General features: G+C 68.4%; 15 protein-coding genes. 13 read left to right on the top strand and 2 right to left on the bottom strand.

Translation table 11 applies throughout. The features are described from left to right. Window positions 1–4 precede the first annotated feature (4 nt). The 9 genes from ACFYXB_RS02235 (at window position 5) to ACFYXB_RS02195 (ending at window position 6618) form a co-directional block, all read left to right on the top strand. Window positions 5–637, top strand: coding sequence for a 2-oxo-4-hydroxy-4-carboxy-5-ureidoimidazoline decarboxylase (locus ACFYXB_RS02235; RefSeq protein WP_389576877.1), 633 nt, complete (start codon window positions 5–7; stop codon window positions 635–637). A 171-nt stretch (window positions 638–808) separates the two neighbouring features. After that, window positions 809–1189, top strand: a complete 381-nt coding sequence (gene sdhC, locus ACFYXB_RS02230; RefSeq protein ID WP_043406142.1) for a succinate dehydrogenase, cytochrome b556 subunit — start codon at window positions 809–811, stop codon at window positions 1187–1189. Between the two features lie 5 nt (window positions 1190–1194). Next, entirely contained in the window at window positions 1195–1677 is a 483-nt protein-coding gene (locus ACFYXB_RS02225) for a succinate dehydrogenase hydrophobic membrane anchor subunit (RefSeq protein ID WP_351346337.1), read from the top strand. Window positions 1678–1701: 24 nt separating this feature from the next. Then, window positions 1702–3456 (top strand): succinate dehydrogenase flavoprotein subunit, encoded by a 1755-nt coding sequence (sdhA, locus tag ACFYXB_RS02220; RefSeq protein WP_389576875.1) that lies wholly within the window; start codon window positions 1702–1704, stop codon window positions 3454–3456. Next, window positions 3456–4217, top strand: a complete 762-nt coding sequence (locus ACFYXB_RS02215; RefSeq protein WP_351346334.1) for a succinate dehydrogenase iron-sulfur subunit — start codon at window positions 3456–3458, stop codon at window positions 4215–4217. Before sdhA ends, ACFYXB_RS02215 begins: the two co-directional genes overlap by 1 nt. A gap of 68 nt (window positions 4218–4285) precedes the next feature. Beyond that, window positions 4286–4702: a hypothetical protein gene (locus ACFYXB_RS02210; RefSeq protein WP_389576873.1), complete on the top strand. Its 417-nt coding sequence runs from the start codon at window positions 4286–4288 to the stop codon at window positions 4700–4702. Between the two features lie 186 nt (window positions 4703–4888). Further along, window positions 4889–5467: a hypothetical protein gene (locus ACFYXB_RS02205; protein WP_389576871.1), complete on the top strand. Its 579-nt coding sequence runs from the start codon at window positions 4889–4891 to the stop codon at window positions 5465–5467. A 21-nt stretch (window positions 5468–5488) separates the two neighbouring features. Next, window positions 5489–5848, top strand: a complete 360-nt coding sequence (locus tag ACFYXB_RS02200) for a hypothetical protein (protein WP_389576869.1) — start codon at window positions 5489–5491, stop codon at window positions 5846–5848. 86 nt (window positions 5849–5934) lie between these two features. Further along, a complete protein-coding gene (locus ACFYXB_RS02195) occupies window positions 5935–6618 on the top strand; it encodes a hypothetical protein (protein WP_389576868.1) in 684 nt (227 codons plus the stop codon). Here the strand turns inward: ACFYXB_RS02195 and ACFYXB_RS02190 are convergent. Further along, complete coding sequence (locus tag ACFYXB_RS02190; protein ID WP_389576866.1) at window positions 6580–7500, bottom strand: hypothetical protein; 921 nt, start codon at window positions 7498–7500, stop codon at window positions 6580–6582. The two genes, ACFYXB_RS02195 and ACFYXB_RS02190, sit on opposite strands and share 39 nt — an antisense overlap. Window positions 7501–7691: 191 nt before the next feature. On the opposite strand from ACFYXB_RS02190, the gene ACFYXB_RS02185 reads away from it, so the two are divergent. From ACFYXB_RS02185 to ACFYXB_RS02170, 4 genes are all read left to right on the top strand, one after another. Next, a complete protein-coding gene (locus tag ACFYXB_RS02185) occupies window positions 7692–8102 on the top strand; it encodes a VOC family protein (RefSeq protein WP_389576864.1) in 411 nt (136 codons plus the stop codon). Window positions 8103–8197: 95 nt separating this feature from the next. Continuing rightward, window positions 8198–8605: a hypothetical protein gene (locus ACFYXB_RS02180; RefSeq protein WP_351346416.1), complete on the top strand. Its 408-nt coding sequence runs from the start codon at window positions 8198–8200 to the stop codon at window positions 8603–8605. Between the two features lie 5 nt (window positions 8606–8610). Then, the gene (locus ACFYXB_RS02175) at window positions 8611–9096 is read left to right on the top strand and encodes a DCC1-like thiol-disulfide oxidoreductase family protein (RefSeq protein WP_351346322.1); all 486 of its coding nucleotides are present in this window, start codon (window positions 8611–8613) and stop codon (window positions 9094–9096) included. A 9-nt stretch (window positions 9097–9105) separates the two neighbouring features. Then, complete coding sequence (locus ACFYXB_RS02170) at window positions 9106–9864, top strand: TetR family transcriptional regulator (protein ID WP_351346320.1); 759 nt, start codon at window positions 9106–9108, stop codon at window positions 9862–9864. A gap of 75 nt (window positions 9865–9939) precedes the next feature. Here the strand turns inward: ACFYXB_RS02170 and ACFYXB_RS02165 are convergent, their stop codons facing one another. Next, on the bottom strand, window positions 9940–12342 hold the full coding sequence (locus tag ACFYXB_RS02165; RefSeq protein WP_389577426.1) for an MMPL family transporter: 2403 nt from the start codon (window positions 12340–12342) through the stop codon (window positions 9940–9942). Window positions 12343–12443 lie beyond the last annotated feature (101 nt).

The following is a 12443-nucleotide window of genomic DNA, read 5'->3' as shown; positions in this document are numbered from 1 at the left end:
ACACGTGACGCGAGGACCCACGCTGCCTGCGCACCGTCTCCCGCACGCCCCCGGACGAGCGGCCATACCGACGCTCCCCGGACAAACCCGCGCTTCCCTCCAGGAGTTCAACACCGCCCCCGCCGACGAGGTGCGCGCCACCCTCCTGACCTGCCTGCACAGCCTCCGCTGGGCCCACCGCGTCGCCGCCCACCGCCCTTACCCCGACCTGGAGTCCCTCCTGGCGGCAGCGGACGAGGCGGCGTACGACCTGACGGCGGGTGACCTGACGGAAGCCCTGACCGGAGAGTCACTCCCGGACCTTCCGGACGGAACATACTCGGCGGCCCATACGGCCCTCAGCGCCGCACACGCCGCGTACGAGGCCCGTTTCGGGCACGTCTTCATCATCCATCTGGGTGACACACCAAGGGCGGAGACCCTTGACAGAGTCCTGGAAGGCATCCGCTCCCGCCTGACGAACGATCCGGAGGAGGAACGGGTCGTGGCGTCGGATCAACTCCGCCGCCTGGCAAGAAGCAGACTGGTCAGGCACCTGAGGGGCGCGGGGCAGTATCAATCAGCGGCTCCGCCGCGGGGCACAACCAGCCCGAACGGCGCCACACGCCGCATTTCACAGCAACCCCCTCCCCCATAGCCGCTCCGAACTAGCCCGTCCGGTGCCAGTTTGATCACACCGGTAGGCCCCCCGCCAAGTGCCGCAGGCACTCGTGGATACGATGCTGAGGGCCGGTGGACCGTACCCGGCCGGGCCCGACCGACACCCAAGCCGGCGCGGCCCTAGTCCCCGCTCCCGGAGGGTTCTTCCGTGCCGGCTGGAACGCTGTACCGCGGCCGGGAAGGAATGTGGTCCTGGGTGGCTCATCGAGTCACCGGCGTCCTCATCTTCTTCTTCCTGTTCGTCCACGTACTGGACACCGCTCTCGTGCGTGTCTCCCCCGAGGACTACGACAAGGTCGTAGCCACGTACAAGACGCCGATCGTCGCACTCCTCGAGTACGGCCTCGTCGCCGCCATCCTCTTCCACGCACTCAACGGCCTGCGCGTCATCGCCGTCGACTTCTGGTCGAAGGGCCCGCGCTACCAGAAGCAGATGCTGTGGACCGTCGTCGGTGTCTGGGTCGTCCTGATGGCCGGCGCGATCTACCCGGTCCTCGGCCACGCCGCTCGTGTCCTGTTCGGGAGCTGAGGCAGATGTCCACGACTGAAACCACCGCCTCCGGGATCGGCCCCGTCGAGGGCGCGGAGTTCTACAACGTCGACAACCCGGCGCCCCTCATCGAGGCCCCGCGTCAGCGCACCAAGAAGACCCCGAAGTCCACGCGGGGCAACTTCGAGATGGCGGCCTGGCTGTTCATGCGCCTGTCCGGCGTCGTGCTGGTCGTCCTGGTCATCGGCCACCTGCTCATCCAGCTCGTCCTGGACGGCGGCGTCTCCAAGATCGGCTTCGCCTTCGTGGCCGGCCGTTGGGCCAACCCGTTCTGGCAGGTCTGGGACCTCGCGATGCTCTGGCTCGCGATGCTGCACGGTGCCAACGGCCTGCGCACGGTCGTCAACGACTACGCGGAGCGCGCGAACACCCGGCTGTGGCTCAAGGGCCTGCTCTACACCGCCACGGCGTTCTCCATCCTGCTGGGCACGCTGGTGATCTTCACCTTCGACCCGAACATCCGCTAGGCACGGGGCTGAGGTAATCCACTCATGAAGATCTACAAGTACGACACCGTCATTGTCGGCGCCGGCGGCGCGGGCATGCGCGCGGCCATCGAGTCGACGAAGCGCAGCCGCACCGCGGTCCTGACCAAGCTCTACCCCACCCGCTCCCACACGGGCGCCGCGCAGGGCGGCATGGCCGCCGCGCTGGCCAACGTGGAGGAGGACAACTGGGAGTGGCACACCTTCGACACGATCAAGGGCGGTGACTACCTGGTCGACCAGGACGCCGCCGAGATCCTGGCGAAGGAGGCCATCGACTCCGTCCTCGACCTGGAGAAGATGGGCCTGCCGTTCAACCGCACCCCGAACGGCACCATCGACCAGCGCCGCTTCGGCGGGCACAGCCGCAACCACGGCGAGGCCCCGGTCCGCCGGTCCTGCTACGCCGCGGACCGCACCGGCCACATGATCCTCCAGACGCTGTACCAGAACTGCGTGAAGGAGGGCGTGGAGTTCTTCAACGAGTTCTACGTCCTGGACCAGCTGATGGTCGAAGAGGACGGCGTCAAGAAGTCGGCGGGTGTCGTCGCCTACGAACTGGCGACCGGCGAGATCCACGTCTTCCAGGCGAAGTCCGTGATCTACGCGTCCGGCGGCACCGGCAAGTTCTTCAAGGTGACGTCGAACGCCCACACGCTGACCGGTGACGGCCAGGCCGCCGTCTACCGCCGCGGTCTGCCGCTGGAGGACATGGAGTTCTTCCAGTTCCACCCGACCGGCATCTGGCGCATGGGCATCCTGCTGACGGAGGGCGCCCGCGGTGAGGGCGGCATCCTCCGCAACAAGGACGGCGAGCGCTTCATGGAGAAGTACGCGCCGGTGATGAAGGACCTGGCGTCGCGTGACGTCGTATCCCGCTCCATCTACACGGAGATCCGCGAGGGCCGAGGCTGCGGTCCCGAGGGCGACCACGTCTACCTCGACCTCACGCACCTCCCGCCGGAGCAGCTGGACGCCAAGCTCCCGGACATCACCGAGTTCGCGCGCACCTACCTCGGCATCGAGCCGTACACGGACCCGATCCCGATCCAGCCCACCGCGCACTACGCGATGGGCGGCATCCCGACGAACGTCGAGGGCGAGGTCCTGGCGGACAACTCCACCGTCGTCCCGGGCCTGTACGCGGCCGGCGAGGTCGCCTGCGTCTCGGTGCACGGCGCCAACCGCCTGGGCACCAACTCGCTGCTGGACATCAACGTGTTCGGCCGCCGGGCGGGCATCGCGGCGGCGGAGTACAGCCACAAGGCCGACTTCGTCGAACTGCCGGACGAGCCAGCGTCCTTCGTGCTGGAGCGGATCGAGCAGCTGCGCACCTCGACGGGCACGGAGCGGGTTGCCGAGCTCCGCCGTGAGCTGCAGGAGACCATGGACGCGAACGTCATGGTGTTCCGCACCGAGCAGACGATCAAGACGGCGGTCGAGAAGATCGCCGAGCTGCGCGAGCGCTACAAGAACGTGTCGATCCAGGACAAGGGCAAGCGGTTCAACACGGACCTGCTCGAAGCGATCGAGCTGGGCAACCTTCTGGACCTCGCCGAGGTCATGGCGGTGTCGGCGCTGGCCCGCAAGGAGTCCCGCGGCGGTCACTACCGCGAGGACTACCCGAACCGCGACGACGTCAACTTCATGCGCCACACCATGGCGTACCGCGAGGTCGGCGACGACGGCACGGAGTCCATTCGTCTCGACTACAAGCCGGTCGTCCAGACCCGCTACCAGCCGATGGAGCGTAAGTACTGATGGCAACCCCCGTTCTGGACAAGGTGGAGGCGGAGGCCGCGGCGTCCCCCTACATCACGGTCACTTTCCGAGTCCGCCGTTTCAACCCGGAGGTCTCGGCGGAGGCGACCTGGGAGGACTTCCAGCTGGAGATCGACCCCAAGGAGCGCGTCCTCGACGGCCTCCACAAGATCAAGTGGGACGTCGACGGCACCCTCACCTTCCGCCGCTCCTGCGCCCACGGCATCTGCGGCTCGGACGCGATGCGGATCAACGGCAAGAACCGCCTTGCCTGCAAGACGCTGATCAAGGACGTCAACCCCGAGAAGCCGATCACGGTCGAGCCCATCAAGGGCCTGACGGTCCTGAAGGACCTGGTCGTCGACATGGAGCCGTTCTTCCAGGCGTACCGCGACGTGATGCCCTTCCTCATCACGAAGGAGACGAACGAGCCGACGCGCGAGCGCCTCCAGTCGGCGGAGGAGCGCGAGCGCTTCGACGACACGACGAAGTGCATCCTGTGCGCGGCGTGCACGTCGTCCTGCCCGGTCTTCTGGAACGACGGCCAGTACTTCGGCCCGGCGGCCATCGTCAACGCCCACCGCTTCATCTTCGATTCGCGTGACGAGGCGGGCGAGCAGCGCCTGGAGATCCTGAACGACCGCGACGGCGTCTGGCGCTGCCGCACGACGTTCAACTGCACGGACGCGTGCCCGCGCGGCATCGAGGTGACGAAGGCGATCCAGGAAGTGAAGCGAGCGCTGATCACGCGCCGCTTCTGAGATCGTTCTGTACGACGATTCGGGCCCTGCTCCCTGGTTGGGGGCAGGGCCCGATCCTGGCCCACTCGATGGCAGCCCGGGCCGGGTCCACCCGGGCCACGGTCGAGCTGTTGCACCGCCTGCTCGTCACCGATTCGATCGTCACCACGCTGCACCGCGAGACCAACAGCCGCCATATGCGCAGCCGGAGCCGGACAGCCATGGACGACGCCGAAGGCATGTGGGAGGGACTCGCCGCCCACATGGAGTCCGTCCCGGAGTCCGAGTACGAACGCCGGCGCCGCGTCGGCGCTCTACGGGGACACAGCGTCGACGCGACCCGTCTCCCGACCGATTTGCGCCGCCGGCTCCTGCTCAGCGGCCCGCCCATACCCGCCTCGGTGACGATCGACGCCACGCGATCCGGCCGCATCGCCGACGCGCTGGCGAACGCCCGGAAGGCGCTGGTACGCAGGCTCATGAGAGACGGCTTCAGCGAAGCATGACGCGACATCACACGGCGCTTTTCGCCGCCTCGTTCTGACAACAGGGCCCTGTTGCCGTCCCTTCGGAAACAGGAGCCTCAGACGTTTTTGTCGGATTCTCGCTCCTGCCGCGGGGGACATTCCGCCGTCACACTCCTATCGGACGTCCAAGGCTGTCCGAGATGCTCGAGAGGGCGGGGGAACCGAGTGTCGACACCCAGGCAAGTCCCCACACCTCGCTGGGAACGGCCGAATCCGCTGGGGTACGCACACGGGGCCAAGGAAGCCCAGTTCGTCGCAGCCCCTCTGCTGGCGGCAGCTTCCCTCGGCCTGGCCGGCGTCGTGGCCGGAGCGAACAACGACGTCTTCCTCCTTCCCGGGCCCACCCTCCTCGTGCTGGTCGTCTCAGCAATGACCCTGATCTTCAGCATCCAACTCGGCTATCACGCCAGGAAGTTCCTCTATTCCCGCCAGGACGTCCTCGACTGGTTTCCCGAAGGGACAGCCGACCAGGCGGAGAGGTTCGCCGCTCTGCGCGAGCAGCAGGGCAACGACTTCGTGACGTGGAGACGGTTCAACAACGGGGCCAACCGCTGCTTCAACGGGGGAACCGTGCTGCTCGGATTCGGCATAGCCGCGGCCCTCGCGCCTCCCGACGGCAGCAAACAGGGGATCTGGCGGTGGTGGGCAGCCGGACTGGTACTGGTCGCCACCCTCGGCGAAATCGTCTGGCTGGTGATCCTCGAACGCAGGGTCAACGAACGTGCGGCACACGGCATCAACTGATTCGACCAAGGAGACGGTTGCATGACCATGCACGCGGTGGTTCTCCCCGGCTACCAACCTCATCCGACGAGTTGTCGGCAGGACGGCTGCGAGGCGAACCTGGGCATCGTGACCAACTATCTGTTGCCTCTGCAGAGGTGGGAGGCCGCGCTGGCGTCCGGGCCGGAAGCCATCGACACCTATCTGGCCGAGCACAATGCGAAGTTCAGGTCCAGGCACTCACCTGGCTGCCCGTTCCAGGATCTGCCGCCTGCGGTGCACGCCAAGTGCCAGGGAATCAGGAACGACAGGACGGCCTGGCAGCAGTTGGTGAACGAATTGCAGAGGCTGGACAACGCCCGCAGGCGACAACAACCCGAAGGCGGGCAAGGCTCCGACTAGGCAACGAATCGTCGCCGACGTCCCCCACTAGCATGGCCCGGCGCCCGCCGTCAGTGGCCGGCGGGGTACGAATGGGGGCTGCGGCGATGACGGACGGTGAGGGCGGCGGAGGTGTCTCCCGGGCCAAGACATGGCTGGGAATCGCCGCACTCGCAGCAGGCTGTTACACCGTGGGCGACGCCTCGGACCGGGCACGTGCCGCGTTCGACGTCCTCATCGCCTGGTGGCCATGGGCGTTGCTCGGACTTGCCGCGATGAACATCGTGCGCTCGGCCGTGCCGGCAGAGACCCTTCTCGGACCGCTCTCCCTCGCGGTCCTCGGAGTGGTCGGGCTCACCCTGTCGCACGACATCTCCACATCCACCGTACGGAACGTGGTGGGACCGTCCGTTCTCGTTCTGGCCGGGATCGCACTCATCCTGGCCGGAGCAGGGACCGGCCCCACGACCCGATGGTCAGGAGTGCTGTCGAGCGGGCAGGTGGTCGTGCGCGCGAGCGCCGGAAGGCCCCTGACCGTACGCGCCGTACTGGGCAACCTGCGCGCCGACCTCACCCAGATCGTCCACGAGGACCACATCACCGTGCACATCACGGCGTTTGCCGGGCACGTACGGCTGACCGTCCCCACGGACGCCACCGTGGCAGTGCATACAACGGGAGCGGCATTCACGCGGGTGACCGGGATCCTCCCCCAAGACACCGGCGGCCGACGCCGGTTCACACTGCATGTACTAGGCCTGTGCGGGGCGCTCACCATCGTCCGCGCCTGAGCTCACATCACGGTGCGCGTACATCAGATCGAGAACCTGCTCCCCCGCCAGATACGCCGAGACCTGCTCGAAGAGATCCTTCTCCCGATGCCTGTCGGGGAGAGGCAGGTGAAGCGCCTCCAACAGGTCGAACCGGTGCAGGTCGAACACGATGTGCATGAGCCCCGAGTACGCCTGAGCCGCGGTCACCGCACCCTTGTAGGCCACGGCGGCCAGGAGCAGGGCCGCCGGAGGCAGCCAGCGTAGGCCGGGCTCGTCGTACAAGGCGATGGTGAGAAGCACTGCGGTGGCGAGAAAGCTCCAACAGAGGTTGACGGCCATGTCCAAGGTGTCCCGGGTGGAGTCGAGCGCTCGGGACAGGCGGCGGGAAACCTGCATGTATATCCGTGGCCACGCGGAGAGCGTGCCCAGGCCGTAGCGCTCGCCTGCGCTGAGTTCACCGGTGCGCAGGGCGTTGCCGAGGGCCGTGGGCAGGAGGACGTCGACGGGCGGGACCGCCGCGAGGCGACGCAGGGCATCCGCCCGAACCCCGGGGGCACCGGCGGTGTCGGCCACCGACTCGTGTCCACGCTCGTACAGTGCCTGCCACCGGCGGCGTTGCACCTCGGTGAGCACCCCGGCGAGCCGGGCGGTGACCGGCCACCGGTCCCAGTACCCCTCCAGCACCCTCACCGCCCGCACCTGAAACGGATGCAGCAGCATTCCGAGTACGGCGGAGCCGGAACCGATGAGGACGAGGGAACCGACGACGCCGCTCCAGCCCGAGGGGACGACGCCACTCCAGTTCCCGCGGCCCGAGAGGCTGCCGCTGCGGACGAGGGCGTAAAGACAGGTCACGAAGAGCGCGCACGGCACGAAATACACCGACAGCAGCCGTCGCACGAAGCCGCCTCCCCTGCGCCCCGTCAGCCTCATACGCCCTAGAACTCACTTAAGTATGACTGTCACGTCGATGCGACTTCAGCAGACCGAGAGTTCCTGGCGCGGGATGCCTCGCCTCAACGAGTGATCAGGGAGCCCGGCGAAGACCCAACTGCCGGGGTCGGCTCGCCCCGCCGCTCTAATCTGACGACATGTCAGAAAAAGAGTCGTACGAGCTGCTCGGTTTCGACAACGTGATCTTCCCCGTCGGGGATCTCGGCGAGGCCGTCAGGTTCTACGAGTGGGCCGGGTTCGCCGTCGCCTTTCGGTTCGACGACGGCGGGATCGCGATGTTGAAGGTCGGGGGCGAGACGCCGGGGATTCTGTTGCGCGTCGAGGAGGGGTTCGGGTATCGGCCGCCGGTCTGGCCCTCGCCCCGCGTCTGGCTGGAGGTACCCGACGCGCGCGTGGCGGCGCGGCAACTCGCCGACGCGGGAATCGGGCCGCTCGACGAGCCGTTCGACACGGCCACCGGGTGGGTCGTCGAGGTCGCCGACCCCTGGGGGAACGTCCTCGGATTCACCGACTACTCGAAGCGGCCGGAGTTGGGGCGGCGGACGTGAACAGGGCCACTCCGGCTTCCAGTTGAACGTGTTCAAAAACAGCGCTACAGTCATCGACTGTCAGCGTTTTGAACGCGTTCAAGAAGGGGTGGGGCATGGACCGCACGGTCGTCGCCTACGTCATCTACCTGGTCGTCAGCATCGGGCTGACCGTCTGGGTGGCCCGCACGCTCAGCCACAACGGGCGGGTCTTCCTCTCCGACGTCCTGCACGGCAACGAGAAGCTCGCCGACGCCGTCAACCACCTCCTGGTGGTCGGCTTCTACCTCGTCAACCTCGGCTTCGTCGCCCTCTACCTGAGCGGCGACGACAACATCGAGAACACCCGCGGCATCTTCGAGGCCCTGTCGACCAAGTTGGGCGTGGTGCTGCTCGTCCTCGGGGTGATGCACCTGGGCAACGTCTATGTGCTGAACCGGATCCGGCGCCGGGGCGTGATGGAGCGGGAGCAGCTGCCGCCCGTCGCGCCGCAGGGGTGGGTCCCGCCCACCGCCAAGGCGTGAGGGACGTGGCGGTCATCCAGGACCGGGGCGCCGCGCGCGTCCCGGTCCGCTCGCTCACCGTCCTCTACGACGCCGACTGCTCCCTGTGTGCTCACGTGCGCGACTGGCTCGTACGGCAGCCTCAGCTGGTGCCGGTCGAGCTGGTTCCGGCGGCATCGGAAGAGGCCCGGCGGCGGTATCCGGGGCTCGACCACGCCGCCACCCTCGATGACGTCACCGTCGTCGGCGACGCCGGGCAGGTCTACCGGGGCGCCGCCGCCTGGATCGTCGTCCTGTGGGCGCTGCGCGAGCACCGCCCGCTCGCCCACCGGCTCAGCACCCCGGCCGGCGCGTTGTTCGCCAAGGGCGCGGTGCTGGCGGCCGCCAAGTGGCGGGGTGCGCAGTGGGGCGGGAAGGCGTATCGCGCTGCGGACGGGTGGTCGTACGTCCCGAGCCAGGGCTGGACGTACGCCCCGCCGGGCTGCGACGGCGGTGCCTGCGCCACTCGTTAGGCTCTTTCCGTGTCCGCGAACAACGAGTCCGTGAAGGACGACCAGCCCGCTGAGGCCGGTTCCCCCAGCAAGTCCGAGCAGACCCGCGCGCTGATCCTGGAGACCGCGATGCGGCTGTTCCAGGAGCGCGGGTACGACCGGACGACCATGCGGGCCATCGCCAAGGAGGCCGGGGTCTCCGTCGGCAACGCCTACTACTACTTCGCCGGCAAGGAACACCTGGTCCAGGGCTTCTACGACCGGCTCGCCGCCGAGCACCAGGTGGCGGTCCGGGAGGTCCTGGACCGGGAGACCGACCTGGAGGCGCGGCTCGCGGGGGTGCTGCGGGCGTGGCTGGACGTGGCGCGGCCGTACCACGAGTTCGCGGTGCAGTTCTTCAAGAACGCCGCCGACCCGGACAGCCCGCTCAGCCCGTTCTCCCCGGAGAGCGAGCACGCGCGCGTGCAGGCCATCAGCGTCCACCGGGAGGTGCTGGCGGGGTCGAAGGCCAAGGTTCCGGAGGAACTGCGGGACGTCCTGCCCGAGTTGATGTGGCTCTCCCAGATGGGCCTGGTCCTGTACTGGATCTTCGACCGGACCGAGGGCCGGGAGCGGACGTACCGGCTGGCCGAGCGGGGTGCCCGGCTGACGGCTCGCGGTGTGTCCCTGGCCCGGTTCCGGGTGCTACGGCCCCTGGTCCACGAGGTGCACGAACTGTTCACGGACTTCCTGCCGGGCATGACGAAGGCACTGCCGGATCCGGCGGGCAAGGGGCGCAAGGGCGAGTGATCGTGTCCTTACCGACCCCCGCCGGGGGCGTGTACGCGGACGTCCGCGTACACGCCCCCGGCGAAGTCGTGAAGGCTAATTGACGGCGTCCACCCCGTCCTCCGCCAGCTCGACGTCGTACACCAGTGGCCCGTCCTCCACCACCACGTGCTGGGCGCGCGCGCCGTACAGGGATGCCGTCACCGCCAAGAGGTACGCCCCCGGCCTCGGTACCGACACGATGTATGAGCCGTCCGCCAGCGTCGTCACGCGGTCCAGTTGGCGGCCGCCCTTCGACAGCAGGGTCACCGAGGCTCGCTCCACCGGCCCGCCGTCCAACGTGCGGACGAAGCCGTGGACCACCGATGCGGGGCCCTCCGAAGCCAGGACTGCTTCGGGTTCCTCCGCCGCCTCCACCGCCAGATGCGGGAGGCGCTTGTCCAGCCAGGTCGGCAGCCACCAGTTGGCCGTGCCCAGCAGATGCATCGCCGCCGGGACCAGCGCCGTACGCAGGATGAACGCGTCCAGTGCGACCGCCGCCGCCAGGCCCACGCCCGCCACCGCCGCGCCCGAGTCGCCGCTGAGCACGAAGGCCATGAAGACGCAGACCATGATCAAGGCCGCCGAGTTGATCACCCGGCTGGTCTCGGCGAGGCCGACCCGCACCGCCCGCGCGTTGTCCTTCGTGTGCACCCATTCCTCGTGCATCCGGCTGACCAAAAACACCTGGTAGTCCATGGAGAGGCCGAAGAGCAGGGACAGCATGATGACCGGCAGGAATGCGTTGATCGGGCCCTCCTTGCCGAGGCCGAGCAGTTCCAGGCCCCAGCCCCACTGGAAGATCGCGGTGAGGACGCCGAACGAGGCCGCCGCCGCGATCAGGTTCATCAGGGCGGCCGTCAGCGGTACGACCAGGGAGCGGAACGCGATCAGGAGCAGCAGGAAGCCGAGGCCGATGATCGTCGCGATGAACAGCGGCAGGCGGTCGCCCGTGACCGACGCGAAGTCCTTCGACACCGCCGTCACCCCGCCCACGTGCGCCTGTGCGCCCGCCTCGGGGATCACCTTGTCCCGCAGGGTGTCGATGAGGTCGTCCGTCTCCTTCGACTGCGGTGACGTGGTCGGCACCACCTGGATGACCGTGACGCCCTTCGCGGGCGGCAGCGCCGCCGCCTGGGCCACGCCCGGCGTCGCCTCGATGCCCTGGACCAGCCTGGCCGTGTCACCCCCGTCAGTCACCACCTGAAGGGGTCCGTTGAAACCGGGGCCGAAGCCGTCCGCGAGGAGGTCGTACGCCTTCCTCGTGGTCGTCGTGGCGTCGTCGTTGCCCTGGTCGGTGGCTCCCAGGCGCAGCGACAGCACAGGCAGGGCGAGTACGGCCATGACGACCAGGGCGAGCGCGGCGATCGTACGGGGGCGCTTCTGGACGTTCGACGACCAGCGGGCCGCGAGGCCGCTCGCCCGGTCCTGCTCGGGCCCGTTCGCCGCGAGCTTGCGCCGCTGGCGGCGGCTGAGCACGCGGGGGCCGAGGAAGCCGAGGAAGGCCGGGAGGAGTGTGATGGCCGCGAGCACGCTCAGCACGACCGTGAGCGAGGTGCCGATCACCACGCCGTCCAGGAAGCGCAGGTTCGTCACCAGCATTCCGGCGAGCGCGATGCACACCGTGCCGCCCGCGAACAGCACGGCCCGGCCCGAGGTGTTGAGGGCGGTGACCGCGGCCTCCTCCGGGTCGGCGCCCCGCAGGATGCCGCGCCGGTGACGGGTGACGATGAACAGCGCGTAGTCGATGCCGACGCCGAGGCCGATGAGCGAGGACAGCAGCGGGGCCAGGTCGGGGATGTCGGTGGTGTGGCTGAGCAGCTGAACGGTGAACAGGCCCGTGCCGACGCCGAAGACGGCGATGCCGATGGGCAGCAGCATCGCGAACAGCGACCCGAAGGCCAGGAAGAGAACGATCGCCGCGGCGCCAAGGCCGACCATCTCCGCCAGACCGGTGGGCGGCTCCTGCACCCGCTGGATGGCCTGACCGCCCAACTCGACCTGCAGACCGGATCGTTCGGCGTCCTGCGCCGCGTCGACGACGTCCTGGACGACCTCCTTGGGGATCTCGTTCGCCCGCTGGGCGAAGGTGATCTGGGCGTACGCGATCGTCCCGTCCCGGCTGATCTGCCCCGCGGCCCGGTCGCCGTAGGGACTGGTGACGTCGCCGACGCCCTTGATCCCCGCGATCTTCTCCAGCGCGGGCTCGATCCGGGACCGTACGTCCTGGTCCCTGACCGTGCCCGAGTCGACCTTCCACACCACCGTGTCGGTGTCGCCCGAGCTGTCGGGGAAGGCCTTCGCCATCAGGTCGTACGCGCGCTTGGAGTCCGTGTTCGGAAGGGAGAAGACGTTCGCGTAGTCCGTGCCCACCGTCGAGGCCGAAAAGCCCAGGCCGAACAGCGCCCCCACCCACAGCAACAGGACCACCAGCCGGTGCCGATAGCACCACCGTGCCAATGCCGCCACGTTCAACGCTCCTTAATGGATCGGTTCGGTCGGTCCCCCAGGTCCAGGCACCAGCATTCGCGGCGGCACGCGTGCGTGGACACGACCCGCCC

Origin of the sequence: Streptomyces sp. NPDC002619 (assembly GCF_042889305.1) — a bacterium.
In the GTDB taxonomy this organism is placed as follows: Bacteria; Actinomycetota; Actinomycetes; order Streptomycetales; family Streptomycetaceae; genus Streptomyces.
This window is presented reverse-complemented; position numbering and strand designations above follow the sequence as displayed.

Coding starts and splice junctions, on each gene's coding strand:
- ACFYXB_RS02225 (WP_351346337.1), top strand. CDS start 1,195: ATGTCCACGACTGAAACCACCGCCTCCGGGATCGGCCCCGTCGAGGGC.
- sdhA (WP_389576875.1), top strand. CDS start 1,702: ATGAAGATCTACAAGTACGACACCGTCATTGTCGGCGCCGGCGGCGCG.
- ACFYXB_RS02215 (WP_351346334.1), top strand. CDS start 3,456: ATGGCAACCCCCGTTCTGGACAAGGTGGAGGCGGAGGCCGCGGCGTCC.
- ACFYXB_RS02210 (WP_389576873.1), top strand. CDS start 4,286: ATGGCAGCCCGGGCCGGGTCCACCCGGGCCACGGTCGAGCTGTTGCAC.
- ACFYXB_RS02200 (WP_389576869.1), top strand. CDS start 5,489: ATGACCATGCACGCGGTGGTTCTCCCCGGCTACCAACCTCATCCGACG.
- ACFYXB_RS02195 (WP_389576868.1), top strand. CDS start 5,935: ATGACGGACGGTGAGGGCGGCGGAGGTGTCTCCCGGGCCAAGACATGG.
- ACFYXB_RS02185 (WP_389576864.1), top strand. CDS start 7,692: ATGTCAGAAAAAGAGTCGTACGAGCTGCTCGGTTTCGACAACGTGATC.
- ACFYXB_RS02180 (WP_351346416.1), top strand. CDS start 8,198: ATGGACCGCACGGTCGTCGCCTACGTCATCTACCTGGTCGTCAGCATC.